Here is a 25,360-nt window from a genome sequence, read left to right as displayed (position 1 = left end):
AGCGCCAGCGAACCGATGCCTGGATGTGATTTCCTGCCTTATCGGTACCTATGGACATTGCCTGGGGATGCATGCGTTTGAGTACCAAGCTGATAACCAAAGAAGGTCATGAAGCGCTGAAGAAAGAGTTGGATTACCTGTGGCGCGAAAAGCGTCCGGATACCACGCGCAAGGTGACATGGGCTGCTTCCCTGGGGGATCGCAGCGAGAATGCCGACTATCAGTACAACAAAAAGCTGCTGCGTGAAATCGACCGGCGGGTGCGGTATTTACGCAAGCGCCTGGAAGACATGCGCGTGGTGGAGTACATGCCCGAGCAGGAGGGGAAGGTGTTTTTCGGCGCCTGGGTCGAGATTGAAAACGAACAGGGCGAGACCAAGCGTTTTCGTATCGTCGGCTATGATGAGATTTATGATCGGATGGACTATATCTCCATCGATTCACCGATGGCCCGTGCGCTGCTGCGCAAGGAAGTCGACGATGAGGCCATCGTGCAGACCCCGGGAGGTGAGGTGTGCTGGTGGATCACCGCTATCGAGTACGTGAAGTAAGCGACATTGACCCGCCCCCCCGTGAGGCAGGCGGGTCATGGACCGCTCAGCCCTCGCGCAATACCGTCAGCGGGCTCGCATTCAGCGCACGGCGTGTGCCGAACACCCCGGCACCGCCGATCAATACGGCGCCGATCACAGGCAGCAGCAACAGCCAGGGGTGCGGTTGCCAGGCCAGGTCGAAGGCATAGCGGTACAGCACCCACGTCACCAACTCGGTACCCAGCGCCGCCAGCAAGCCGCTGACTGCGCCCAGCAAGCCGAACTCGATGCGCCGCGCCTTGACCAGCAGCTTGCGCTCCGCGCCCAGTGCCCGCAGCAGTGCACCTTGGCGAATACGCTCATCCAAGGTGGCTTGCAGGCCGGAGAACAGCACCGCCATCCCAGCGGCCAGCACAAACAACAACACGTACTCCACCGCCAGTGTCACTTGGGCGAGGATGCTGCGCAGTTGCTCCAACAGCGCCTCGACCTGCAGGATGGTCACCGCCGGGAAGGCGCGGGACAGATCAACGATCTGCTGATCATGCCCTGGCGCGAGGTAGAAGCTGGTCAGGTAGGTGGCCGGCAGGTCCGTCAAGGTTCCCGGTTGGAAAATCATGAAGAAGTTCGGCTGGAAGTTATCCCAGTTGATGGTTCGCAGGCTGGCAACCCGCGCCTCACGGTTTTCCCCGGCGATGGTGAACACCAGGTGATCGTTCAACTTGAGCTTGAGGCTCTGCGCGACCTTGGCTTCTACCGAGACTCCGGGCATTCCATCGGGGGGTTGTTGCGACCACCATGAGCCTTCGGTCAGGGTATTGCCCGGCGGCAGGTCGGCGGCCCAGGTCAGGCTCAAGTCCCGTTGTACGGCGCGGTCACCACTGGAGTCCTTGCTGACTATTTCCTGTACCGGCTCGCCATTGATACTGATCAACCGCCCTGGCACGACCGGGTACAGCGGCGCGGATTGCGCTTGCACTTCCAGCAGGCGGGCACCAAAGGCGTCCTTATCGGCCGGCAGGATATTCAGGGCGAAATAGTTGGGGGCGTCCTTGGGCAGCTGGTTTTGCCAGGTGTCCAGCAATTCGCCACGCAGCAGGGCGATCAAGCCCATGGACAACAGGATCAGGCCGAACGCCAGGGACTGGCCCGCCGCCGCCAGCGGGTGGCGCAGCAATTGGCCGAGGCCCAGGCGCCACGGCAGGGATGCCCGGGCCAACAGGCGTCGCAGGCTCTGCAACAGCAGCAGAAGCAAGCCCCCCAGAACCAGCGCGGCGACCACGCCGCCGCCCAGCAGGGCGAAGGTCAGCACCAGGTCGAGGCTCAGGCGCCACATGATCAGGCCCAGGGCGAACAACGCGGCGCCGTAGACCATCCAGGTGCTGGACGGGATAGGCAGCAGGTCGCGCCTCAGCACTCGCAGCGGCGGTACGCGACCGAGGGCGGCCAACGGTGGCAGCGCGAAACCCGCGAGAGCAACCAGCCCGGTGCCGATCCCGGCAATGGCCGGCAACAGTCCACCCGGTGGAACATCCGCCGGCAACAGGTCGTGCAGGAAATAGAACAGGCCAAACTGTGCCAACCAACCGAGGAGGGCGCCGGCCAGGCTCGCCAGTAACCCCAGTACGCTCAATTGCAGGCTGAACAGCAGCATGGCCTCGAGTCGCGATAACCCAAGGCAACGTAGCAACGCACTGGCGTCGAAACGGCGGGTGGCGAAGCGGTTGGCCGACAGGGCCACGGCGACGCCGGCCAACAGCACGGCCACCAGGCTGGCCATGTTCAGGTAGCGCTCGGCTTTGCCCAGGGCGCCGCCGATCTGCTGGTTGCCGTCCCGTGAATCCTGAAGACGCTGGTTGGCGGCGAGCCCCGGCTTGAGCAGGTCACGATAGGTTTGCAGCGCGGTGCTGGCCTGCGGGCCACGCCACAACTCGCGGTAGCTGACGCGACTGCCCGGCTGGACCACGCCGGTGGCGTCCAGGTCCGCCAGGTTGATCATTACCCTGGGCGTCAGGCTGTAGAAGTTGCCGGCGCGATCCGGTTCGTAGGTCAGTACGCGTGCCAGGCGCAAGGTCTTCATGCCCACATCGATACTGTCGCCGACGTTCAGGTCCAGTGCCGTCAGCAGCCGCGACTCGACCCAGGCTTCACCGGGCTTCGGCCCGCCGCCCGGGGTTTCGTCCCCAAAGGGGGCTGCTGCGCTCTTGAGTTGACCGCGTAGCGGATACTGCTCGTTGACCGCCTTGATGCTGGAGAGCTGGATACCATTATCGGTGGCAATGACGCTGGAAAACTCAACCACACGGGCGTGATCCAGGCCCAGTTCGGTCCCGGATCTGATTTGTTCGGGGCGGGCCGGTGAGCTGCCTTCGAGTACCAGGTCGGCGCCGAGGAACTCGGTGGCACGCAACAGCATGGCGCCGTTGAGGCGGGCGCCGAAATAACCGATGGCGGTACTGGCGGCCACGGCCACCAACAGGGCGAAGAACAACACACGCAATTCGCCGGCGCGGGCATCGCGCAGTAATTGGCGCAGGGCAAGGCTGAACAGGCGCAACAGCGGCAAACGTGCCATCAAGGCTCCAGGGGGGCGACCATCAGGCCGGCTTCAAGGCGGATCAGGCGTCGGCAACGATGAGCCAGGCGCTCGTCATGGGTAACCAGCACCAGGGTCGTGCCGCTTTCTTTATTGAGCTCGAACAGCAGGTCGCTGATGCGCTCGCCGGTGTGGCTGTCGAGGTTGCCGGTGGGCTCATCGGCAAACAGCACGTCCGGTTCGGCGGCAAAGGCGCGGGCAATCGCCACCCGTTGCTGCTCGCCCCCGGAAAGCTGGCGTGGGGAGTGGGTCAGGCGCTGGCCGAGGCCCACGCGCTCCAGCAGGTGTCTGGCGCGTTCGCGGGCGTCCTTGCGGCCATCCAGCTCCAGCGGCAGCATGACGTTCTCCAGTGCATTGAGGCTGTCGAGCAGTTGAAACGACTGGAACACAAAGCCTACGTGTTCGGCACGGATGCGTGCGCGCTGGTCTTCGTCGAGGGTGCTGAGCGCCTGGCCGGCGAGGGTGACTTCACCGCTGCTGGGCAGGTCGAGGCCGGCGAGCAGGCCGAGGAGGGTGGATTTACCGGAGCCGGAGCTGCCGACGATAGCCAGGCTATCGCCCTTGTTCAGTTCCAGGCTCAGTTCGTGCAGGATAGTCAGTTCACCTTCCGCGCTGGGAACCACTTTGCTGAGGTTCCGCGCGGTGAGAATGCTTGCGCCCATGGAGAATCCGATGCGAATGTGGTTTTTGAGTGCTGGCCTGGCCTTGATGTGCATGGCCCAGAACGCAGCGGCGGGTACAGTCCTGATCGTTGGCGATAGTATCAGTGCCGGTTTCGGCCTGGATACCAGCAAAGGGTGGGTCGCATTGCTGCAGCAACGGCTCAAGAAGGAAGGTTTCGACGATAAAGTGGTCAATGCCTCCATCAGCGGCGACACCAGTGCCGGAGGCCTCGCGCGCCTGCCGGCGGCGCTCGCAGCGCATAAGCCGGACGTGGTGGTGATCGAATTGGGTGGTAACGACGGCTTGCGCGGGCAGCCGCCGGCGCAATTGCAACAAAATCTTGCGTCGATGATCGAGCAGTCCCAGGCCAGCGGTGCGAAGGTACTGTTGCTGGGCATGCAGATTCCGCCCAATTACGGGAAGCGCTATGTCGATGCATTCGCCAAGGTATTCAATGACGTCGCAACGGCTAAAAAGGTGCCGTTGGTGCCATTTTTCCTGGAGGGTATCGGTGGCAACCCGGCGTTGATGCAGGCTGATGGACTGCACCCGGCTGTCGGCGCCCAGGGCAAATTGCTGGAAAATGTCTGGCCGACGCTAAAACCGCTGCTATGACGCTTTTCTACCGGCAGGCTTTCGGCTAAGGTGGCGCCCCCCCGATCTGGAGCCCCCGATGTCGCGTCCTGCCTGGTCCCTGTTTAACTACCAACTGATCGAGCCGGACGAGCAGCTGGATCTGTTCGCCTGCCAGGAAGTGCGGGTGCATCTGGTTACGCGTCAATTGGAACTGGGTGGCTCCATCGACCGCACCCTGTGCGGTACGTTATTGCCGGCGCAGCCGCGTTGGTCCCTGGTCGACCGTTCGATCTTCCAGGACCAGCGCCTGTGCCCTTTGTGCCGGGCGATCCTGGAGTCGCAGAAGCGTGGCACGCCGCCAATCTGGCCCGAGTTGCGTTTCGAGTTGTAGGGGGCAGCTAGAAGTCCGCTTCACGTATACAATCGATTTTTACCTACCCGTCGTTCTGCGAAGGATTTTCCGGATGTTGTCGCGCCTTTCCGTCGTCACCTGCTGCCTGTCTCTTGCTGCCTTGTGTGCGGCCGGTCCTGCCGCCGCCTTGCAGTTGCCCCTGCCACCACCCGGCGAAGACATCGTCGGGCAGGTCCAGGTGATCAAGGCCAAGTACGAAGACACCTTTGCCGACCTGGGTACCACCTACGACCTGGGCTATTCGGAAATGGTCGCGGCCAATCCGGGCGTCGATGCCTGGTTGCCGGGGGCGGGGACCGAGATCGTCCTGCCGACGCGCTTCATCCTGCCGCCGGGCCCCCGTGAGGGCATCGTTATCAACCTGGCGGAATACCGGCTCTACTACTTCCCCAAGGGGCAGGACGTGGTCTACACCTTCCCGCTTGGGATTGGTCGTGAAGGCTGGGGCTCGCCCATTGCGCACACCAGCATCATCGCCAAGACGCCGAACCCGACATGGACGCCGCCGGCCTCGATCAAGGCCGAGCACGCCGCCAACGGCGACCCGTTGCCCAATGTGGTGCCGGCCGGCCCGGACAACCCCCTGGGGCCGTTCAAGTTCACCCTGGGAACGCCGGGTTACCTCATCCACGGTTCCAACATGAAGTTCGGCATCGGCACCCGTACCAGCCACGGCTGCTTCCGCATGTTCAACAACAACGTGCTGGAAATGGCCGGCATGGTCCCGGTGGGGACGTCGGTGCGCATCATCAACGATGCCTACAAGTTCGGCAGCAGCGGCGGCAAGGTCTATCTCGAGGCGCATACGCCCTTGAACGACGATGGCACGCCGTCGGTGGTCGACAAGCACACGGCAGTGATCAACGCCTTGCTCAAGCGTGAAGACCTGGCCAATAACCTGCGGGTGAACTGGGATCAGGTGCGTGATGTGGTCGCGGCCGAAGATGGCCTGCCCACCGAGATCGGTGTGCCAGGTGCTGCACCGATAGCTTCCAGCGCGCCGATCGACCTGCAGCAATAAGCGTCCGGTCCGCTGCTGAGCCCGCCACGGCCTTGCGCTGCGGCGGGCTTTTTATTGCGCGGGGTTCTGGTCCGAATCGCAGGCAATAAAAAAGCCGATCCAAGAATGGATCGGCTTGATAACAATCCCGAGGGATTATTACTTGCGGCTAGCTTTTTCAAGCATACGCAGAGCGCGCTCGTTAGCTTCGTCAGCAGTCTGTTGTGCTTTTTGAGCAGCAGCCAGAGCTTCATCAGCTTTACGGTAGGCTTCGTCTGCACGGGCCTGGGAGCGAGCTGCTGCGTCTTCAGTTGCAGTCAGACGAGCTTCGGTTTCTTTGGAGACGCTGCTGCAACCGGTAGCCAGAACTGCGGCCAGAGCCAGAGCAGAGAATTTCAGAACGTTGTTCATCGTGTTCCCCTTCAAGGACTTTCTATTAAATGGCTACTTTCTCAGAGTGAGCTAATAGCCGGCGTACATACTACCCATTACTTGTAGTAAGTAAACTGACGTAGCGCAAGAAGCAAAAAAAATTCTTGTACCGAATCTATTTTGGCTAACCTTTTTGAGGTTTGTATAAAAACTGTCCAGTTTTTTTCATTCGGATGAAAATTGGATCCAGGCTGAAAGGGCCGGCCCGCATGTGCCGGGCCTGGCAACCAGATGAAAATTTATATATCCACGCCGACACTTTGGTTAGGCTTGAGGTTGCTTGCCCGAGCATCTTTTACGCATGTAGAGGTGACTTTAAGAGCGTCTGTTCGTCTCAAGGTTCAACTGCCGGCAATGTTCAGGCTTTCGGTCACCGGTTGATCGAGGCCCTTTCTATATCCGCCAGCGGCAGGGATGACGGGTACGCCTTGAGCAATTACAGGATTGGTGCCTATATTCCCTACGTGCTGGTTGTGAGCGCTCAAGGTTTTCTCGTTGTCGAAACCGGCACGGGGTGGCGTAGATGTTCCTTCGCCGGAAAAACATCGGTAAGGTAGGGGTCAGAATCCAAGACCCGCGAGGAGTAGTGATGAGCGAGGCGTTGTCCATCCACCATGACCAGGCTGGTCATCAGTTCGAGACCAATGTGGACGGTCATCGTGCCTATCTGACCTATATGGACCTCGGGAAGCAGACCCTGGACATCTATCGGACCTTCGTGCCCAACGCACTGCGCGGCCGTGGCATTGCAGCTGCGTTGACCGAGGAAGCGTTGAAGTTTGCCGAAGAGCAAGGCTACACGGTGATCCCGTCATGCTCCTATGTCGAACGCTACATGGAGCGCCACCAGCGCCATGCCGCGAAGCTATAACGCACAACATAAAATGCGCCATGAAAAACGCCGGGCTCAGCCCGGCGTTTTTGTGTGCGCATCCTTCAGGTACAGGTTCAGCTGCGTTTGCGTTTCGGCAATACGTCCTTGAGCTTGGCGTGCATGCTGCGCAGGGTGTTCTCGGTGGCGGACCAGTCGATGCAGGCATCGGTGATCGATACGCCGTACTGCAAGTCGGCCAGGTCCTTTGGAATCGCCTGGCAGCCCCAGTTCAGGTGGCTCTCGACCATCAGGCCGATAATCGACTGGTTGCCTTCGAGGATCTGGTTGGCGACGTTTTCCATCACCAGCGGCTGCAGGGCCGGATCCTTGTTGGAGTTGGCGTGGCTGCAGTCGACCATGATGTTCGGCTTGATCCTGGCCTTGTTCAGCGCCTGCTCGCAGAGCGCTACGCTGACCGAGTCATAGTTGGGCTTGCCATTGCCGCCGCGCAACACCACGTGACCGTAGGCATTGCCCTTGGTGGTGACGATGGAGACGCCCCCTTCCTGGTTGATACCCAGGAAACGGTGAGGACTGGAGACCGATTGCAGCGCGTTGATCGCCACGGTCAGGCCGCCGTCGGTGCCGTTCTTGAAGCCTACGGCCGAAGACAGGCCGGATGCCATTTCGCGGTGGGTCTGCGACTCGGTGGTGCGCGCGCCGATGGCCGACCAGCTGATCAGGTCCTGCAGGTACTGCGGGGAGATCGGGTCGAGGGCTTCGGTGGCGGTGGGCAGGCCCATTTCGGCCAGGTCCAGCAGCAATTTACGACCGATGTGCAAACCGTCCTGGATCTTGAACGAGTCGTCCAGGTACGGGTCGTTGATCAAGCCTTTCCAGCCCACGGTGGTACGCGGCTTCTCGAAATACACGCGCATCACCAGGTACAAGGTGTCGGACACTTCCGCCGCCAGCACTTTGAGGCGCTCGGCGTATTCGTGGGCAGCCTTGAGGTCGTGGATCGAGCAAGGCCCGATCACGACGAAGAGGCGGTGGTCGGTGCCATCGAGAATGTCACGGATGACTTCGCGGCCCTTGGTGACGGTCTGCAGGGCAGCGTCGCTCAGAGGGATTTCGCGCTTGAGCTGATCGGGTGTGATCAGGGTCTCGTTGGATTCGACGTTTAGGTCATTGATCGGTAAATCAGCCATCGTGTTACTCGCCAGGGTCACGGGTGCCGGCCGCCAGCCATCCCCGTGCGGCGGGCACAGCATGATTTGAATGCAGGGGGGAGGAACCTTAGCGCGTAACACGGGCCCGCGACAATGGGCAAAGCCCGCTTTAATCCAGCGCTGGCCGCACAAACGTCTCATGGGCGAACTCGCCGGCATGGCGCGCCACCCACTCACGAGCCAGGGCTTCGAGTTGCTGCGGGGTCGGCTCGGCATCTTCGTGCTGGCGGCAGTAGCGCTCTATCCGGCATGCTTGCTCACCCATTCGCGCCCCGAACAACGCGTGCTCATCGGTAAACGAAATGCCCACGCGGTAGCCGTTTTCCACCTTGCGACACCACGCCACATACCCCGGATAGCGGGCCGTGGCGCCCAGGGAGGGAATGTGCAGGTCAACGGCCGTGCCCTGGCGCCATGGGCGGGGCCAATTGCAGGCAACGCCGCCCAGGCCGATAGTGTGCAGGCGTTGGCGGGGGATGGCGGGAGAGGGGCGTTGGATTAACTCGACAGCGACATCATCAGGGTGAGGTAAAAAACGACCCATGTACACGGACTCCGAGCACCGTCCAGTTGACGGCGGTGGCAGCAGTATAGTGAAGGAACTGGAATTGACCGACCTGGATATTGACCAGCAATTGCTGGGATTGCCAGGTATTTCGCTGGTGGTGTTCACCAGCGTGGGGTGTTCCAGTTGCCGTTGGGCGCGCCAGCAGTTGCCGGGCTGGCGTTTGCCGGTGGACCGCGTGTGCTGGGTGGATGCCGGGCACAACGGCGGTGCGGTCGAACGCTACCAGATCTTTCATTTGCCGGCGTTGTTCGTGGTGTGCGAGGGTCAGTTCCTCGGGCAAATACAGACACGTCTTACGCTTTCTGACCTGACCGAAACCATTGACCAAGCACTTAGCCGCACTCCGGAGGAACTGCCATGACAGTACAGTCGCCACGTATCGGCATTATCGGCACCGGCGCCATTGGTGGCTTCTATGGAGTGATGCTGGCACGTGCTGGCTTCGACGTGCACTTCCTGCTGCGCAGCGAATATGCAGCGGTCAGCGAGCACGGCCTGCGCGTCAATAGCAGCGTGCATGGCAACCTGCACCTGAACCCGGTGCAAACCTACGCCCGTGCCGCCGACATGCCGCCGTGCGACTGGTTGCTGGTGGGCACCAAGTCCACCGGCAATGTCGAGCTGGCCCCGACCCTTGCCCAGGTCGCGGCGCCGGACGCCAAGGTGGTGTTGCTGCAAAACGGCCTGGATGTCGAAGACAGTCTGCGTGAACACCTGCCGCCATCCCTGCATCTACTGGGCGGGCTGTGCTACATCGGCGTACACCGCTCCGCGCCTGGCGTTGTCGAGCATCAGGCGTTGGGCCGGGTCAACCTGGGCTACCACAGCGGCACGGCCGCCAACGATGAGGCCCGCCAGAAGGCTATTGTCGAAGCCGGTGCCGCGTTGTTTCATAAGGCCGGCATCGAGTCCCAGGCCATGGCCAATGTGCATCAGGCCCGCTGGCACAAGCTGGTGTGGAACGTGCCTTACAATGGCCTCTCCGTACTGTTGGGAACGGGTACCACGGCAATGATGGCGGACGAATCCAGCCGCGAGCTGATCCAGGCGCTGATGGCCGAAGTGGTGCAGGGCGCCCATGCCTGCGGCCATGAAATCCCCGGCAGTTATGCCGAGCAGATGTTCGCCATGACGGAAACCATGGACGATTACCTGCCCAGCATGTACCACGACCATATACACAAACGCCCGCTGGAACTGGCGGCGATCTATGGGCGACCGCTTGCTGCCGCCAAGGCCGCGGGTTGCGAATTGCCACGAATGCAGGCGCTGTACCAGGCCTTGAGCTTTATTGATCGGCATAACCGCTGATTCGGGGGACGTACCATGGCAAAGGGATTGGGCGACAAACTGGTGCTGGCGATTTCCTCGCGGGCGCTGTTCGACCTGAGCGACAGCCACAAGGTCTACCTGGCCCAAGGGGTGGAGGCCTACCGTAAATACCAGATCGAACACGAGGAAGAGATCCTAGAGCCCGGTGACGCCTTTCCGCTGGTCAAGAAGCTGCTGAGCCTCAATGCCAGCCTGGGCCGTGCTCGGGTCGAGGTGGTACTGGTGTCGCGCAACAGTGCCGACACCGGCTTGCGCGTGTTCAATTCCATCCAGCATTACGGCCTGGATATTTCCCGCGCAGCCTTTGTCGGTGGGCGTAGTCCTTATCCCTATTTGGCGGCGTTTGGCTGTCACCTGTTTCTTTCCACCCATGCTGAAGATGTACGCAGTGCCCTCGATGCCGGCTTTGCCGCCGCGACGATTCTGTCGGGCGGTCCGCGCCGGGCGTCCAGCGAAGAGCTGCGGATCGCCTTTGACGGTGACGCGGTGCTGTTCTCCGATGAATCGGAGCGCGTGTACCAGGCCGGCGGGTTGGAGGCGTTCCAGGCCAGCGAGCGCGAGTCGGCACGCCAGCCTTTGCACGGTGGCCCCTTCAAGGGTTTCCTGGCGGCACTCAACTTGTTGCAGCGTGAGTTTCCAGACGAGGCCTGTCCGATCCGCACAGCCTTGGTCACCGCCCGTTCGGCGCCTTCCCACGAGCGGGTGATCCGGACCTTGCGTGAGTGGGACATCCGCCTGGATGAGTCACTGTTTCTCGGCGGCCTGGAGAAGTCCGCATTCCTGGAAGCGTTTGCCGCGGATGTGTTTTTCGATGACCAGGCCGGTCACTGCGAGAAAGCCAGGGAGGTGGTGGCCACCGGGCATGTGCCCCATGGCATCAGTAACGAGGTGAGGATTCAGGCCGAGACTTAGGGGCGCTGCTAAGCTCATTCAATCTCCTCCATCCTGGCCGTCCGGGAGGTTTTATGATTCGTTCGATGCTGTACGCCACGGACCTTGGTCTGTACGCGCCGTATGTGATGCAACATGCACTGGCGCTGGCGCGGACGTTCAAGGCTGACCTGGATGTGATTCATGTGGTCGAGCCCATCGGGTTGTTCGCCGAATCGGTGTTGCAGAGCTACCTTGATGAGAAGGCCTTGAGTGAATGGCAGAGCCAGGGGCTGAGCACTGTCATGGCGACCATCGAGCAACGGGTGCTGGACAGTTTTCGCGAAGAGTTGGGGGACGGGGGGCAAGACCTGGAACTGATTCGCTCGGTAAGGGTGATTCAGGGCGACCCGTGCGAAGTGATACTGGAGCAGTTGCGCAAATTGTCCGTCGACCTGTTGATCGTCGGCAGCCACAGCCATGCCACGGCGGCCGCCACACCGCTTGGGCGCACCGCCGCACGGGTGCTGCAGTTGTCTAGCGTGCCGGTTTACCTGGTGCCTGCGTTACAGCGTCGACGCAGTGATGACGTGTGATGGGTAAGAAACGATAAAAAGTTCTAGATTTATCCGTCAAACCTTTAATATAGTTATATACCGTCGCTGATACCCGTGGCGTCTATCTGCTTTGAGGGACACATATGAAGCTTCAACAACTGCGCTACATCTGGGAAGTGGCGCACCACGACCTCAACGTTTCCGCTACCGCTCAAAGCCTTTACACCTCCCAACCCGGTATCAGCAAGCAGATCCGCCTGCTCGAAGACGAGCTGGGCGTCGAAGTGTTCGCGCGCAGCGGCAAGCACCTCACCCGTGTCACTCCGGCCGGTGAACGCATCATCACCACCGCCGGCGAGATCCTGCGCAAAGTCGAGAGCATCAAGCAGATCGCCCAGGAATTCTCCAACGAGAAGAAAGGCACCTTGTCGATTGCCACGACCCACACCCAGGCGCGTTACGCATTGCCGCCGGTGATCCGCGATTTCATCAAGCAATACCCGGACGTGGCGCTGCACATGCATCAAGGCTCGCCGATGCAGATCGCCGAGATGGCCGCCGACGGCACCGTCGATTTCGCCATCGCCACCGAAGCCCTGGAGCTGTTCGGTGACCTGGTGATGATGCCGTGCTACCGCTGGAACCGTTGCGTCGTCGTGCCCCAGGGCCACCCATTGGCCAAGTTGCCGAAGCTGACCCTGGAAGCCCTGGCCGAATACCCGATCGTCACCTACGTCTTCGGTTTCACTGGCCGCTCCAAGCTCGACGAAGCCTTCAGCCATCGTGGCCTGACGCCGAAAGTGGTGTTCACCGCCGCCGACGCCGACGTCATCAAGACCTATGTGCGCCTGGGCCTGGGCGTGGGCATCGTCGCCAAGATGGCGGTCGATACCAACCTCGATAAAGACTTGGTGGTGCTGGATGCCAGCGAGCTGTTCGAGTCCAGTGTGACCAAGATCGGCTTCCGCCGTGGCACCTTCCTGCGGGGCTTCATGTGCGACTTCATCGAGAAGTTCGCCCCGCACCTGACCCGCGAAGTCATGGCCAAGGCGATCCAGTGCCACAACAAGCAGGAACTGGAAGAGCTGTTCGACGGCGTGGAATTGCCCGTCCATTAAGGGGGTTATTTGGCCTCGGTAACCGTAAAGTGTTGCCGGGCGCCTGCCACCAGAATCTCCACCTCATCCCCTTCGAACTTGCCCAGCAGGCTTTTGCCCAAGGGTGAACGCGGGGTGATGACGGTCACCGGTTGCCCGACCACGTCCACCTTCAAACCCGCCGCATCCGGTGCCAGGAACAGCCACTGCTGGCGGCCGTTCTCGTCTTCCAGGCCCAGCAATGTGCCGACTTCTATGCCACGTTGATCATCGTACGCACGCAGTGGCAGGTTCTGGCACAGCGCCAGCGCCTGCTTGATTTCCTCGACGCGCCTGGCTTGCCCGGCTGCCAGGTAAGACGCCTCCAGCCCGAGGGTGTCGTATTTGTTTTCGGCGATATTTTCTTCGTGGGTCGCGGTTTCGTAGGCGGTCTGCGCGGCGCGCTGGGCGATGTCGAGGTCGACGGTGAGTTTTTCCAGGATCAACTGGTGAACGGCGTGTTTGTTCATGGTCATCAATCGCAGAATTGCAGGACATTGGCCCGGGTCTTTTCATTCGGTGCGTTCTGGTCCTGCTGCAGCCAGAACTGGCATTTTGGGTTGGACAGGTTGCGTGCGTTATTGCGGGCCTGGTCCAGGGCCTGCTGTTGTTCCTGCTTCTGCAGGTTCTGTTGGTACTGCTCGAACATACGGTTCGGCGGCTCCGGCGCAACCGCTACAGGTTTGCCCAGTTGCTCAACGGCCTGGGCTACAGGCGCCAGGCTCTGCGGGAACAGATAGCGCGACGCCAGCCAGCTGGTCAGCGCAATGGCGATAAATCCCAGCCACAGCCCCAGGGCAATGGCGAGCGTGAGCTTGGGCAGCGACAACGAGCGATCGGACATGATGGCCTCCTGGCAGGCATTAACGGCATGGCGGCGATTGTCGCACAGCCACTGTGGAGAATAATCGCGATCAAGCCTTCTGCATCGGCGCATTTATGCGGACAATCGAGCCTTTGAGCGTTGGAGCCCGGAATGAAAGCCCGCTGGGATATTTTTTGCAGCGTCGTCGATAACTATGGCGACATCGGCGTGACCTGGCGCCTGGCCCGGCAATTGGTGGCGGAGCAGGGCTGCGAGGTGCGCTTGTGGGTCGACGACCTGCGCGCCTTCGAGCGTATGTGCCCCGAGATTGATGTGCGCCTGGACCAGCAATGGCAAGAGGGTGTCGATGTGCGCCATTGGCCGGCCGTGTGGTCGAGCGCACCGGCAGCCGATGTGGTGATCGCCGCCTTCGCCTGCCAGTTGCCGCCTGACTACATGGAAGCCATGGCCGCGCGTGAACGCACGCCGTTGTGGATGAACCTGGATTACCTCAGTGCCGAAGACTGGGTAGTGGGGTGCCATCGGTTGCCGTCGGTGAAGTTCAAGGGCGTGCAGAAGTACTTCTTTTTCCCAGGGTTCCGACCCGGTACGGGCGGGCTGTTACGCGAGGCCGGGTTGCTGGAACAGCGTCAGGCATTTCAGCAGGATGCCGCTGCACAGCGGCAATTCCTGCAAGGCTTGGGTGTGTTTCCGGCACCGGGTGCGCGGCTGATTTCGTTGTTCGCCTACGAAAACGCCGGGCTGGCCAGTTGGCTGGATGCACTCTCGACCGACGGGCACGCCACTCATCTCTTGGTGCCGGAAGGGCGCATCCTCGGTGATGTGCAGCATTGGCTCGGTGTCGAAAGCCTGGCGGTGGGGGACGTCCATCAGCGCGGCGCCCTGACCGTGCAGGTGCTGCCGTTTGTGCGCCAGGAGCAATATGACCGCCTGCTGTGGTGTTGCGACTTCAACGCCGTGCGCGGCGAAGACTCGTTCGTGCGCGCCCAATGGGCCGGGCGGCCGCTGCTGTGGCACATCTATCGCCAGGACGAAGACATCCACCTGGACAAGCTCGACGCCTTCCTGGACCTGTACACCGCCGCCCTGTCACCGGCCGCAAAGGCTGCCCTGGTCGAACTCTGGCAAGCCTGGAACACTGATGGCGATATGACACAGTCGTGGAAAATGCTGCTGGCGCACTGGCCTGAGTTAAGCCAGCACGCGCAGACGTGGTGTCTGGAACAAGGCTTGCAGGCCGATCTTGCGACGGCGCTGGTACAGTTTTATGAAAGTTGGATATGATACGCGACCTTGATTTTTGTAATCCCATCCAAATTTCGGATATACGCAATGAAAACTGGTAAAGAACTGAAACCCGGTACAGTGATCCGTCTCGAAAACGACCCTTGGCTGGTTCAGAAAGCTGAGTTCACCAAGTCTGGTCGTAACAGCGCAATCATGAAGACCAAGCTGAAGAACCTGCTGACCGGTTACAAGACCGAGATCGTCTACAGCGCCGATGACAAACTGGACGACGTGATCCTCGACCGCAAGGAAGCGACCCTGTCCTTCATCAGCGGCGACACCTACACGTTCATGGACACCACCGACTACACCATGTACGAGCTGAACGCTGAAGATATCGAAGCTGTTCTGCCGTTCATCGAAGAAGGCATGGAAGACGTCTGCGAAGCTATTTTCTTCGAAGAGCGCCTGGTTTCCGTAGAGCTGCCGACCACTATCGTGCGTAAGGTTGCCTACACCGAAGGTTCCGCTCGCGGTGACACTTCGGGCAAAGTGATGAAGCCTGCCAAGCTGAGCAACGGTACCGAACTGCAAGTAGCCGATTTCATCGAAATCGACGACCTGATCGAGATCGACACCCGCGAAGGTGGTTCGTACAAAGGTCGCGCCAAGAAGTAATTCCGGCCCCGCCGATACGAAAAAAGCCCGACCTTGCGTCGGGCTTTTTCGTGGGCGCTGCTTTTTTACTTCAGGTGTTGCTTGAGCTCGTCGGATGCCTGCAGCAAGGCCGAACGCACCGCTGGTACCTGGCTGACTACATTGAGCAAACCGTAGTCGTGGATCATGCCGTTATAGCGCACGGCGGTCACTGGAACCCCGGCCTGGTCCAGCTTGCGCGCATAGGCTTCGCCTTCGTCCCGCAACACGTCGGCACCGGCGGTCTGAATCAGCGCGGGCGGCAAGCCCTTGAGCTGATCCGCGGTCGCCCGCAGCGGCGAGGCGTAGATCTCGGCGCGCTGATTGGCGTCGGTGGTGTAGTTGTCCCAGAACCACTTCATCATGTTCCTGGTGAGGAAGTGCCCTTCGGCGTACTGGTTGTAGGACGCCGTCTCGAAGTTGGCATCGGTCACCGGCCATAACAGCAACTGGAACTTGATCGCAGGTGTGCCCTTGTCCTTGGCCATCAGGCTGACGACGGCTGCCATATTGCCGCCGACACTATTACCCGCGACCGCCAGGCGTTTGCCGTCGACGTTGATGTCCTTGCCATGCTCGGCGACCCACTTGGTTGCGCCGTAGGCCTGGTTGATCGCCACCGGATAGCGGGCTTCCGGTGAAGGCGTGTAGTTGACGAAGACCGCCACGGCCCCCGAACCCACCACCAGATCGCGCACCAGGCGCTCGTGAGTCGGGTAATCCCCCAACACCCAGCCGCCGCCGTGGAAGAACATGAACACCGGCAATGTGCCCTTGACCCCGGCTGGCCGCACGATGGTCAGGTCCAGTGGCTGGCCATCGACCTGAATGGTCTTCTGGCTCACGTCCGCCTTGGGCAGGGTCAACTTCACACCGGCCTGGGCACCCGTCAGTACGGCACGGGCTTGCGTGGGTGTCAGTTGTTCCATCGGTTTGCCGGTGCCGGCGTTCAACACATCCAGGAAGGCCTGGGTACTGTGTTCAACGTCGCCATTGGCGGCAAACGCGTGAGTGACGGACAGGGCGAGCAGGCTGCCGGTCAGCACTTTGGCAAATGTGTTCATGTTCTTCTCCAGTGACAGCGGCAGTGGTTAGACGGTTACGTGCAGGCGCACATCGACGTTGCCACGGGTGGCGTTGGAGTACGGGCAGACTTGGTGCGCGGCGTCGACCAGGCTTTGCGCATCGTCCTCGGCCAGGCCTGGCAGGCTGACGTGCAGGTCGATATCCAGGCCGAAACCGCCAGGGATCTGGCCGATGCCGACGTGGGCAGTGATCGAGGCATCATCCGGGATTTTGCGTTTGGTCTGGCTGGCGACGAATTTCAGGGCGCCGATAAAGCAGGCCGAGTAACCGGCAGCAAACAGTTGTTCCGGGTTGGTGGCCTGGCCGCCGGCGCCGCCCAATTCCTTGGGGGTGGAGAGTTTGACGTCGAGGATATTGTCGCTGGAAACAGCGCGACCATCACGGCCGCCGGTGGCGGTGGCTACTGCGGTATAGAGCGTTTGCATGGTGTCGTCCTCTTGGTTTTTAGCGCTAAAGTTTTGCGCGCTAAGTAGTTGGTGAGGTAAATGTATAGCGCTAATGTTTAGTGCGCAAGGTAAATGTATAAATATTTTTCAGTCGCTGCAAACCAATGTGGGAGGGGGCTTGCTCCCGATAGCGGTGTTTCAGTCAAAAGATTCGTCGACTGATAAACCGTTATCGGGAGCAAGCCCCCTCCCACCTGTTGAGTGTTTTGCCGTGTTCAGATCGCGTTCTGCAGGTTGCCCCGCAACGCAAGCAAGTCAGCCTGCAGCTTGCGCAATTGGTCCAGCTCCAAACCGCTGGCGCCGAGAATGCACTGTGGAATGCCCATGGCTTTTTCCTGCAAGGCGCGCCCGGCGCCGGTCAGTTCCACCACCACCACGCGCTCATCTTCACGGCTGCGGGTGCGGCTGAGCAGGCCTTCGGCTTCCAGGCGCTTGAGCAGGGGCGTCAGGGAGCCCGGGTCGGTCAGCAGGCGGCTGCTGATTTCTCCAACGGTCAAACCATCTTCTTCCCACAGCACCATCATGGCCAGATACTGCGGGTAGGTCAGGCCGAGGGCTTGCAGCAGCGGTTTGTAGACCTTGGTCATCAGCAGCGACGTGGAGTGCAGGGCGAAACACAGTTGGTTGTCCAGCAACAGGGATTCGCACGGGGCGGGATTTTTGCTCATGGTAGTGCCTCAAAAAAGCGTGTCTGCCTGGAATCTAGCGGGCAAATCTTTAATGCGCCAGATAATTCTGTCCGGGTGGTCAGACCAGTCCGCTTTGCAGTGCCAGATCCCAAGGCGGCACGGGGCTGAATCGGGACTTGAGGTATTCCAGCAGCAACCGGCTGCGCGCATTGGGCTGCTGTTCCAGGCGCAGTGCATAGATCCCGGTGGTCTCCGGGTTGGGCAGGCCGTCTTGGCAAAACAGCGGCAGTAACTCGCCGCGCACCAGGTACTCACTGGCCAGCCAGGTGGGGAGGTGGGCGATCCCCAGCCCGGCGAGAGCGCCCGATAACAACGCTTCAGCGTTGTTGGCGCTCATGCGGATGCGGCGCGGGCGATGCGTTGCACGTCGCCCGTCCAACTCGAAGCGCCACGCGAACATCGGCGCCAGACCGTCCCAGTCCAGGCCGTCATGCTCGCTCAATTCACGAGGGTGAGCCGGGGTGCCACGGCTTTTCAGGTAGGCCGGACTGGCGCAGGCGATGCGCACGATACTGGCCAGGGGCGTGGCGATCAGCCGTGTATCGACGATATGCCCGGCGCGCAGCACCAGGTCGACCTTGCCCAGATGCGCGCCCTGCATATCGACAAAGCTGTCGATCAGATGCAGGTGCACATCCAGCCCCGGGTACACATTCAGAAAGTCGGCGATCACGGGTGCCAGATGCCGTCGACCAAACGCTGCCGGTGCGTCCACGCGGATCAAGCCCTCGGGTGCATGGCTCAAGGAGACCGCTTCCGCCCGCGCCAGTTGCAGCTCGCTGACAATCCGTCGTGCCCGCTCGGCGAAGGCCAGGCCCGCCGGGGTCGGCACCACCGCGTGAGTGCTGCGCTGGAACAGGCGGCTGCCCACGGAGTTTTCCAGGCTGTCGATGCGCCGCGCCACCGCCGAGGGCGTCAGCGGATGGCGACGGGCTGCGGCAGAAAAGCTGCCGGTTTCCAGTACATCGAGAAACAGGCTTAGTTGATCGGTCAGCGTGTTGGGATTCATCGATGCGCGCTTATGCGAGATTGGCATAGCCATTGTGCGTTGCTGTGCGTTTCCGCGCCAGAGTCGACTGCGTAGCATGCAGGTCTTGAGAATGTGGAGTAGCGAGCGGTGTTGGATTTAGCGGTGTATCTGGTATTGGGCGTGGCCCTCGGCACGGTGGGTGGCCTGTTTGGTATTGGCGGTGGGCTGATTGCGATCCCGGTCCTCGGCGTATGGTTCGGCCTGGACCAACAACTTGCCCAAGGCACGGCGCTGGTGATGGTGGTGCCGAACGTGATGCTGGCCCTGTGGCGTTACCACCAGCGCAATCGCATCGAACTGCGCCACGCCCTGCCGTTGGGCATCATGGGCTTCAGCTTTGCCTGGCTCGGCTCGATCTGGGCCGTGGGGCTGGACGCAGGCGCCATGCGCATCGGCTTTATCGTGTTCCTGCTGACACTCGCGGCTTATAACCTGCTGCGCATGTTCACGCGCAATGCACCGCCGACGGCACACATGCGTTATGCCTGGCCCTGGCTTGGCGTGTTGGGCGCGGCGTCCGGCTCCATGGGCGGTTTGTTTGGGGTGGGCGGCGCGGTGGTGGCCACGCCGGTACTCACCAGTGTGTTCGGCACCACCCAGGTGGTCGCCCAGGGCTTGTCCCTGGCCTTGGCCCTGCCCAGTACCGGGGTGACCCTGGTCACCTATGCCTGGCACCACGAAGTGGACTGGCTGATCGGCATCCCCCTGGCCATCGGTGGCCTGCTCAGTATCAGTTGGGGCGTGAAAGTCGCCCACGCCCTGCCGGAAAGGCTGTTGCGCGGCCTGTTCTGCGGCTTCCTGGTGCTGTGTGCGGTAATGCTGACCTTTAAAGTCTGAAGCCTTCGAGGATGTACTCGGCCAGGCAATCGGTGATCGGTGAGGCCATCAGGGGGTTACGCAGCAAACGCAGGTTCATTGACGGCAAGGGCGGTAGCCCTTCCTCGCTGCCGAGTATGCGCAGGTCTGCAGTCACCAGGCTTTCCATGCTGACCATGGCCGCCAAGCCTGCGCTGACGACAGCCTGGATCGCCGCCCCATTGGTGCTGTGATAGGCGAGGCGATAACTGCGCTCAACCGAATCCAGTGCCCCCAGGGCCCACTGGGTGTAAAGGCAGTCAGCACCGGAAATCGCCAGGGGCAGGGCGTCGTGCTCGTCTACGCAAAAGCACGGTGCTGCGGCCCATACCATGCGTTCGGAACGCAACAGCTCCCCGACATCATTCCCGGGCTCTCGGCTGATCACGGTCAGGGCCAGGTCCCGGCGCTGCATCAGCACCGTGGACGCCTCGCAGTGCATCTCAATCTGGATCAGCGGGTATGCCTTGGAAAACCGTTGGAGAATCCCCGGCAGGAAGCGCATCACGTAGTCATCCGGTGTACCGATGCGTACCAGCCCCACCATATGCGGCTCGCGCAGGGTGTTGAACACTTCGCTGTGCAATTTCAGGATGCGCCGCGCATAGCCCAGCAGCACTTGGCCTTCGGGGGTAAGCCGCACTTGCCGGCCATCGCGCTCGAACAGTTTGCGCTGCAGCACGTCTTCTTCCAGGCGCTTCATCTGCATGCTCACCGCCGATTGGGTGCGGTTGACCCGTTCACCGGCGCGGGTGAAACCGCCCTGGTCGGCGATGGCGACGAAGGTGCGCAGTACCTCAGTGTCGATGCTCGGGTAGTCGGACAATTGATCAATCTCCGAGATGTATTGCATAAGAAACATTCGTTGGATTGATCTTAAGGCCAGGCACACACTCGCGTCATCCCCATTGGAGGGCGAGAAGATGAAAGGTCAAAGAGGCTTTGTGTTGATGGCAAAACGTCCGTTTTCCGGGCTGTTTCACAGGATTGCCCGTTGGCAGGCGCTGCATGGGGAGCGCCAGGTCCTGGCCAGCTTGAGCGATGATGCGCTCAAGGACATCGGGCTCAATCGCGGCGACGTTGAGCAGGATCGCCATCTGCATTTCTGGCAAGACCCGCTGCGAAAATGACCCCGGATGCAGTAGGGTGGTTGGCGAGCCCACATGGAGAACCTCATGGCCGCCGACCTGTCTTTTTCCCTCAAGCAAGCTCGGCGCATGGCGCTGGCGGCCCAGGGATTTTCCGGGCGCCAGGCGCCCGTACTGATAAAAGCTGCGCACATCAACCGCGTGATCGAGCGCTTGGGCGTGTTGCAGATTGACTCGGTCAATGCGCTGGTGCGCTCTCATTATTTGCCGCTGTTTTCCCGCCTGGGCGGTTACTCGCCGTTGATGCTTGAACAGGCGGCCTGGAGCCAGGGCCGGCGGCGTTCGCTGTTCGAGTACTGGGGGCACGAGGCCTCGTTGCTGCCGATGGCGTTGTATCCCTTGATGCGTTGGCGTATGGAGCGGGCGCAGCAGGGACGGGGCATCTATTCGCAGATGGCGCGCTTCGGTCGTGAGCAACAGGCCACCATCCAGCGTGTTTTGCAGACTGTCGAACAGCAGGGCGCGCTGGGCGCGGGCAGTTTGTCGACCCGCGAAGAGCGAGCCGGACCCTGGTGGGACTGGAGCGATGAAAAGCATGCGCTGGAGTGGCTGTTCGCCGCCGGCCTGGTTACCGTTGCCGGCAGGCGTGGCTTCGAGCGGCTGTATGACTTGCCCGAGCGCGTCATCCCTGCTGACATCCTCCAGCAGACGCCGTTGACCGAGGCCGAGGCCCAGCGTGGCCTGTTGCTGCACAGCGCCACCGCCTTGGGTGTAGGCACCGAAAAAGACCTGCGCGACTACTTCCGCCTTGACCCCGCCGACAGTCGCAGTCGCCTGGCGGAATTGATCGAGGACGGGCAATTGCAGGTGTGCCAGGTGCAAGGCTGGAAGCAGGCAGCATACTGCCTGCCCGAGCCCAAAGTGCCACGCAAGGTGTCGGCCAGCGCCCTGCTGTCGCCCTTCGACTCACTGGTCTGGGAGCGCAGCCGCACCGAGCGCCTGTTCGATTTCCGCTACCGCCTGGAGATCTACACCCCGCAACACAAACGGGTGTACGGCTACTACGTGCTGCCGTTTTTGCACAACGAGCGGATCGCTGCACGTATCGACCTGCGGGCCGAACGCGCCAACGGGCGCCTGGCCGTGCATGGGGTGCACGAAGAGGAGCCCGGGCTGGATGATGAGGGGATGCAGGCGCTGGCCCTGAACCTGCGGCAAATGGCCGACTGGCTGGGGCTGGAACAGGTCCAGCTCAATTGCCAGCGGCCGAGTGCCGACCGGTTGCGGTTAGCCATGCTGCACGTGTAGGAGGGAGGTACTTTCGTGGCGAGCGGGCTTGCCACTACAAGCCCTATTTTCCAAACGTCTGCTAGCGTTTGACCTGCTTCAAGGTCTCGGCAATCAGGAACGCCAACTCCAGCGACTGATCGGCGTTCATCCGTGGGTCGCAGTGGGTGTGGTAGCGGTCCGACAGGCCGTCTTCGGTGATCGGACGCGCGCCGCCGATGCACTCGGTGACGTTCTGCCCGGTCATCTCGATATGAATCCCGCCGGCATAGGTGCCCTCGGCCTGGTGGACCTGGAAGAACTCCTTGACCTCGCCGAGGATCTGCGCAAAGTCGCGGGTCTTGTAGCCGCTGCTGGCCTTGATGGTGTTGCCGTGCATCGGGTCGGAGCTCCACAGCACCTGCTTGCCTTCGCGCTGCACCGCGCGAATCAGCTTGGGCAGGTGGTCGCCGACTTTGCCTGCGCCCATGCGCGCGATCAGGTTGAGGCGGCCGGGGTCGTTGTCGGGGTTAAGGATGTCGATCAGGCGGATCAGGTCATCGGGGTTCATGCTCGGGCCGACTTTGACGCCGATCGGGTTGTTCACCCCGCGCAGGAATTCGACATGGGCGCCATCCAACTGACGGGTGCGGTCGCCGATCCACAGCATGTGGGCCGAGCAGTCGTAGTAGTCGTTGGTCAGGCTGTCGCGGCGCACGAAGGCTTGTTCGTAGTTGAGCAGCAGCGCTTCATGGGCGGTGAAAAAGCTGGTTTCGCGCAACTGCGGGGAGCTGTCCATGCCGCAGGCGCGCATGAAGGCCAGGGTTTCGTCGATGCGATCGGCCAACTGGCTGTATTTCTCGGCCAGGGCGGAGTTGGCGATAAAGTCCAGGTTCCACTTGTGCACCTGGTGCAGGTCGGCAAAGCCGCCCTGGGCAAAGGCGCGCAGTAGGTTGAGGGTGGCGGTGGACTGGTGGTAGGACTGCAGCAGGCGGTCCGGGTCCGGCACGCGGCTTTTTTCGTCGAAGCCGATGCCGTTGACGATGTCGCCACGGTAGGCGGGCAGGGTGATGCCGTCGAGGGTCTCATCGTTGGCCGAGCGCGGCTTGGCGAACTGGCCGGCCATGCGCCCGACTTTCACCACCGGGCAGCCGGCGGCGAAGGTCATCACGATTGCCATCTGCAGCAGTACCTTGAAGGTGTCGCGGATTTTTGCGGCGGAGAACTCGGCAAAGCTCTCGGCGCAGTCGCCACCTTGCAGCAGGAACGCGCGACCCTGGGTCACCTCGGCAAACTGACGGCGCAACTCGCGGGCTTCCCCGGCAAACACCAGTGGCGGATAGCTGGCCAGGCTCTGCTCTACTTGCAACAAGTGCGCAGCGTCCGGGTACTGGGGTTGTTGCTGGATTGGCAGGGCGCGCCAGCTGTCGGGGCTCCAGGGTTGGCTCATCATGAACTCGATTGGGTGGTTGACGGTCGGGCGCCAATGTTATCAGCAATTAGTGCGTGACCTGTTGCCGCCGGTTGGCCGACAATCGCGCCTTTGCCGTGGGGTAGACCCTTTAGGAGTAGTGATGAGCGAGGAGCGTGTCGAGCGCCTGCTGGCCGAAGTCCATGATGATTTCGGCATGATTCGTGTACTCGAGGTGGCCGATTACCGATTTCTCGAGTTTGGCGACGCCATCGAGCAAAGCTGCGTGTTCACCGCTGACCCGAGCTGGCTGGAGTACGACTACACCCGCGCGATGCTGATCGGCGCGTTGTGCCATGAGCAGCCGGAGAGCGCACTGTTCCTCGGCCTGGGAGCTGGCACCTTGACACAGGCGTGCCTCAAGTTCCTGCCGCTGGAGGATGTCGAAGCCATCGAGCTGCGCCCCGATGTGCCGCGCCTGGCCATCGAATACCTGGGGCTGGATGATGATCCGCGCCTGTATATCCGCATCGGCGACGCCTTGGAACTGTTGGAGAGCGCTGAATCGGCGGACCTGATTTTCGTCGACCTCTACACGGATGTCGGTCCCGGCGTCGGACACCTGGCCTGGACCTTCCTGGAAAATTGCCAGAAGAAACTCAACCCCGGCGGTTGGCTGGTGATCAACCAGTGGGCGACCGATGATGGCAAACCCTTGGGCGCGGCGTTGCTGCGTGGTTTGTACCACCGGCATTATTGGGAACTGCCGGTGAAGGAGGGCAATGTGATCCTGTTGGTGCCTTCGGAGCTGGACCAGGCGCTGGATCTGGATGCGCTTTCTACTCGGGCTGAGTTGCTGGCGCCGCGTCTGGGTTATTCGTTGCAGCCGTTGATCAAGGCGATTCGGCCGGCTACATAAGCTAGATGCCCTTGAACACCCCCGGCCGCTTCTCGACCATCGCCCGCACGCCTTCCTTGGCATCCTCGCTGTTCAGCAATTTATCCACCATCGGCGGTAGCGCGGCGGCGGCAACGGTTTCGCCTTCCATGTGTGCCAGGCGGGCCGACATCAAGGTGGCCTGGACGCCAAGCGGCGCCTGGCGCGCGATGCGGCTGGCGAGTTCGATGGCGCGGGGCAGCAGGTCTTCACTGGCCATGACTTCCTGCACCAGCCCCAGGCGCAGGGCTTCATGGGCGTCGAACTCATCGCCGGTGAGCAGCCAGCGCATGGCGTTGCCCCAGCCGGCGATCTGATGAAAGCGCAATGTCGCGCCTCCAAACGGAAAGATCCCACGTTGCACTTCCATCTGCGCAAAGCGGGTATTGCTCGCGCACAGGTTGATATCCGCCGCGAGCATCAACTCGATACCGATGGTCAGGCAGTAGCCCTGGGCCGCGACGATCACCGGTTTGCTGACCCTGGGGCCGGCGAAAACGCCCCAGGGATCGCAACCGCCCAGGGGCGGTTGCCAGCCTCCAGCCATCACGGCGCTGACATTGGCCAGGTCCAGGCCCGCGGTGAAGTGGTCGCCGTGGGCAAATACTACGGCCACCCGTGCTTCGTCATTTCGATCAAATTCGCCATAAGCCAGGCTCAGTTCATTGAGCAAGTCCAGGTCAAAGGCGTTGCGCTTGGCGACCCGATCCAGGCCCAACAGCAGGACATGGCCCTGGAGTTCACGGCTGACGCGGCTGCTGCTGGCTTGATTCATCGGGTGTTCCCTCGGGCGCAATGTAAGGGTTTCAGACCAAAGGGTCTCGATGCAAGGTGAACCGTTTAAGCGTCATGACCAACAGGGCCGGGCCTTTGAAAAATAGACCCTGCCGCGCTTATCTGCAAAGACTGTGATGCAGCGCCGTTTATCGGCGCCTGGCGATAAAAAAAGCTCCCTTTTTCAGGTATTTCCGGTATAGTGCGCGCCGGCCTTTAACCGGGCCGCGTTTAGGTAGCGCAATTCCCCGAAGTCAGCTTCGGCTGCACGTCCGCACAGCGGACTCTCCCTTGACGAATCTTTTTCA

30 protein-coding genes are annotated in these 25,360 nt (G+C 61.4%); 16 read left to right on the top strand and 14 right to left on the bottom strand.

The genetic code is table 11. The features are described from left to right. The first annotated feature begins 77 nt into the window (after positions 1-77). Positions 78-551 carry a transcription elongation factor GreB gene (gene greB / locus BM416_RS25765; protein ID WP_027606972.1) on the top strand — a complete coding sequence of 158 codons (474 nt, stop codon included), beginning with the start codon at positions 78-80 and terminating at the stop codon, positions 549-551. 46 nt (positions 552-597) lie between these two features. On the opposite strand, the gene BM416_RS25760 is transcribed toward greB, so the two are convergent. Continuing rightward, positions 598-3,108 carry an ABC transporter permease gene (locus BM416_RS25760; protein ID WP_092489890.1) on the bottom strand — a complete coding sequence of 837 codons (2,511 nt, stop codon included), beginning with the start codon at positions 3,106-3,108 and terminating at the stop codon, positions 598-600. Further along, the gene (locus BM416_RS25755) at positions 3,108-3,791 is read right to left on the bottom strand and encodes an ABC transporter ATP-binding protein (RefSeq protein ID WP_005786391.1); all 684 of its coding nucleotides are present in this window, start codon (positions 3,789-3,791) and stop codon (positions 3,108-3,110) included. Before BM416_RS25755 ends, BM416_RS25760 begins: the two co-directional genes overlap by 1 nt. 10 nt (positions 3,792-3,801) lie before the next feature. Between BM416_RS25755 and BM416_RS25750 the strand changes: the two genes are divergently transcribed. The 3 genes from BM416_RS25750 to BM416_RS25740 all read left to right on the top strand — a co-directional run bounded on the left by BM416_RS25750 (position 3,802) and on the right by BM416_RS25740 (position 5,801). Beyond that, positions 3,802-4,407, top strand: a complete 606-nt coding sequence (locus tag BM416_RS25750) for an arylesterase (protein ID WP_027606974.1) — start codon at positions 3,802-3,804, stop codon at positions 4,405-4,407. A 58-nt stretch (positions 4,408-4,465) separates the two neighbouring features. Next, positions 4,466-4,759: a hypothetical protein gene (locus tag BM416_RS25745; RefSeq protein ID WP_003172705.1), complete on the top strand. Its 294-nt coding sequence runs from the start codon at positions 4,466-4,468 to the stop codon at positions 4,757-4,759. A gap of 73 nt (positions 4,760-4,832) precedes the next feature. Then, positions 4,833-5,801 carry a L,D-transpeptidase family protein gene (locus BM416_RS25740; protein ID WP_027606975.1) on the top strand — a complete coding sequence of 323 codons (969 nt, stop codon included), beginning with the start codon at positions 4,833-4,835 and terminating at the stop codon, positions 5,799-5,801. A gap of 138 nt (positions 5,802-5,939) precedes the next feature. Here BM416_RS25740 and oprI read toward each other — a convergent pair whose 3' ends face one another. Next, on the bottom strand, positions 5,940-6,191 hold the full coding sequence (oprI, locus tag BM416_RS25735; protein ID WP_003172710.1) for an outer membrane lipoprotei OprI: 252 nt from the start codon (positions 6,189-6,191) through the stop codon (positions 5,940-5,942). A gap of 610 nt (positions 6,192-6,801) precedes the next feature. Between oprI and BM416_RS25730 the strand changes: the two genes are divergently transcribed. Then, the gene (locus tag BM416_RS25730) at positions 6,802-7,083 is read left to right on the top strand and encodes a GNAT family N-acetyltransferase (RefSeq protein ID WP_027606976.1); all 282 of its coding nucleotides are present in this window, start codon (positions 6,802-6,804) and stop codon (positions 7,081-7,083) included. Between the two features lie 77 nt (positions 7,084-7,160). On the opposite strand, the gene BM416_RS25725 is transcribed toward BM416_RS25730, so the two are convergent. Beyond that, a complete protein-coding gene (locus tag BM416_RS25725) occupies positions 7,161-8,237 on the bottom strand; it encodes a 3-deoxy-7-phosphoheptulonate synthase (RefSeq protein ID WP_027606977.1) in 1,077 nt (358 codons plus the stop codon). A gap of 130 nt (positions 8,238-8,367) precedes the next feature. Further along, a complete protein-coding gene (locus BM416_RS25720) occupies positions 8,368-8,802 on the bottom strand; it encodes a PilZ domain-containing protein (protein ID WP_027606978.1) in 435 nt (144 codons plus the stop codon). Between BM416_RS25720 and BM416_RS25715 the strand changes: the two genes are divergently transcribed. From BM416_RS25715 to cysB, 5 genes are all read left to right on the top strand, one after another. After that, on the top strand, positions 8,801-9,187 hold the full coding sequence (locus BM416_RS25715; RefSeq protein ID WP_027606979.1) for a thioredoxin family protein: 387 nt from the start codon (positions 8,801-8,803) through the stop codon (positions 9,185-9,187). The genes BM416_RS25720 and BM416_RS25715 overlap by 2 nt on opposite strands. After that, a complete protein-coding gene (locus tag BM416_RS25710; RefSeq protein WP_092489889.1) occupies positions 9,184-10,137 on the top strand; it encodes a putative 2-dehydropantoate 2-reductase in 954 nt (317 codons plus the stop codon). The genes BM416_RS25715 and BM416_RS25710 overlap by 4 nt, the downstream gene beginning before the upstream one ends. A gap of 15 nt (positions 10,138-10,152) precedes the next feature. Beyond that, positions 10,153-11,070, top strand: a complete 918-nt coding sequence (locus tag BM416_RS25705) for a 5'-nucleotidase (protein ID WP_027606981.1) — start codon at positions 10,153-10,155, stop codon at positions 11,068-11,070. Between the two features lie 53 nt (positions 11,071-11,123). After that, complete coding sequence (locus BM416_RS25700) at positions 11,124-11,624, top strand: universal stress protein (RefSeq protein ID WP_092489888.1); 501 nt, start codon at positions 11,124-11,126, stop codon at positions 11,622-11,624. Positions 11,625-11,728: 104 nt separating this feature from the next. Further along, positions 11,729-12,703, top strand: coding sequence for an HTH-type transcriptional regulator CysB (gene cysB / locus BM416_RS25695; RefSeq protein ID WP_003189876.1), 975 nt, complete (start codon positions 11,729-11,731; stop codon positions 12,701-12,703). Between the two features lie 5 nt (positions 12,704-12,708). On the opposite strand, the gene BM416_RS25690 is transcribed toward cysB, so the two are convergent. After that, on the bottom strand, positions 12,709-13,191 hold the full coding sequence (locus BM416_RS25690) for a GreA/GreB family elongation factor (protein ID WP_027606983.1): 483 nt from the start codon (positions 13,189-13,191) through the stop codon (positions 12,709-12,711). A 5-nt stretch (positions 13,192-13,196) separates the two neighbouring features. Next, entirely contained in the window at positions 13,197-13,565 is a 369-nt protein-coding gene (locus tag BM416_RS25685; RefSeq protein WP_092489887.1) for a hypothetical protein, read from the bottom strand. 132 nt (positions 13,566-13,697) lie between these two features. On the opposite strand from BM416_RS25685, the gene earP reads away from it, so the two are divergent. Then, positions 13,698-14,831, top strand: coding sequence for an elongation factor P maturation arginine rhamnosyltransferase EarP (gene earP / locus BM416_RS25680; protein ID WP_092489886.1), 1,134 nt, complete (start codon positions 13,698-13,700; stop codon positions 14,829-14,831). A 48-nt stretch (positions 14,832-14,879) separates the two neighbouring features. Further along, complete coding sequence (locus BM416_RS25675; RefSeq protein ID WP_003172723.1) at positions 14,880-15,452, top strand: elongation factor P; 573 nt, start codon at positions 14,880-14,882, stop codon at positions 15,450-15,452. Positions 15,453-15,517: 65 nt separating this feature from the next. Here the strand turns inward: BM416_RS25675 and BM416_RS25670 are convergent, their stop codons facing one another. The 4 genes from BM416_RS25670 to BM416_RS25655 form a co-directional block, all read right to left on the bottom strand. Beyond that, complete coding sequence (locus BM416_RS25670) at positions 15,518-16,534, bottom strand: alpha/beta hydrolase (protein ID WP_092489885.1); 1,017 nt, start codon at positions 16,532-16,534, stop codon at positions 15,518-15,520. 27 nt (positions 16,535-16,561) lie between these two features. After that, positions 16,562-16,981 (bottom strand): organic hydroperoxide resistance protein, encoded by a 420-nt coding sequence (locus BM416_RS25665; protein WP_027606987.1) that lies wholly within the window; start codon positions 16,979-16,981, stop codon positions 16,562-16,564. Between the two features lie 236 nt (positions 16,982-17,217). After that, positions 17,218-17,670: a MarR family winged helix-turn-helix transcriptional regulator gene (locus BM416_RS25660; RefSeq protein WP_027606988.1), complete on the bottom strand. Its 453-nt coding sequence runs from the start codon at positions 17,668-17,670 to the stop codon at positions 17,218-17,220. Between the two features lie 79 nt (positions 17,671-17,749). Beyond that, a complete protein-coding gene (locus BM416_RS25655) occupies positions 17,750-18,700 on the bottom strand; it encodes a LysR family transcriptional regulator (protein WP_092489884.1) in 951 nt (316 codons plus the stop codon). 108 nt (positions 18,701-18,808) lie between these two features. On the opposite strand from BM416_RS25655, the gene BM416_RS25650 reads away from it, so the two are divergent. After that, positions 18,809-19,558: a sulfite exporter TauE/SafE family protein gene (locus tag BM416_RS25650; RefSeq protein ID WP_092489883.1), complete on the top strand. Its 750-nt coding sequence runs from the start codon at positions 18,809-18,811 to the stop codon at positions 19,556-19,558. Here the strand turns inward: BM416_RS25650 and BM416_RS25645 are convergent. Beyond that, positions 19,548-20,429, bottom strand: coding sequence for a LysR family transcriptional regulator (locus BM416_RS25645; RefSeq protein ID WP_043293698.1), 882 nt, complete (start codon positions 20,427-20,429; stop codon positions 19,548-19,550). The two genes, BM416_RS25650 and BM416_RS25645, sit on opposite strands and share 11 nt — an antisense overlap. A 70-nt stretch (positions 20,430-20,499) precedes the next feature. Between BM416_RS25645 and BM416_RS25640 the strand changes: the two genes are divergently transcribed. Continuing rightward, a complete protein-coding gene (locus BM416_RS25640) occupies positions 20,500-20,706 on the top strand; it encodes a DUF1127 domain-containing protein (protein ID WP_065924439.1) in 207 nt (68 codons plus the stop codon). Between the two features lie 45 nt (positions 20,707-20,751). Beyond that, positions 20,752-21,972, top strand: coding sequence for a winged helix-turn-helix domain-containing protein (locus tag BM416_RS25635; protein WP_092489882.1), 1,221 nt, complete (start codon positions 20,752-20,754; stop codon positions 21,970-21,972). A 61-nt stretch (positions 21,973-22,033) separates the two neighbouring features. On the opposite strand, the gene BM416_RS25630 is transcribed toward BM416_RS25635, so the two are convergent. Beyond that, entirely contained in the window at positions 22,034-23,380 is a 1,347-nt protein-coding gene (locus BM416_RS25630; protein ID WP_027606994.1) for a class II 3-deoxy-7-phosphoheptulonate synthase, read from the bottom strand. A 124-nt stretch (positions 23,381-23,504) separates the two neighbouring features. Between BM416_RS25630 and BM416_RS25625 the strand changes: the two genes are divergently transcribed. Further along, positions 23,505-24,260, top strand: a complete 756-nt coding sequence (locus BM416_RS25625; RefSeq protein ID WP_065939972.1) for a spermidine synthase — start codon at positions 23,505-23,507, stop codon at positions 24,258-24,260. A gap of 1 nt (position 24,261) precedes the next feature. On the opposite strand, the gene BM416_RS25620 is transcribed toward BM416_RS25625, so the two are convergent. Next, entirely contained in the window at positions 24,262-25,053 is a 792-nt protein-coding gene (locus tag BM416_RS25620; protein WP_065924442.1) for a crotonase/enoyl-CoA hydratase family protein, read from the bottom strand. Positions 25,054-25,360: the final 307 nt, after the last annotated feature.

The organism is Pseudomonas sp. NFACC42-2 (assembly GCF_900116055.1).
GTDB classification, from domain to species: domain Bacteria; phylum Pseudomonadota; class Gammaproteobacteria; order Pseudomonadales; family Pseudomonadaceae; genus Aquipseudomonas; species Aquipseudomonas marginalis.
This window is presented reverse-complemented; position numbering and strand designations above follow the sequence as displayed.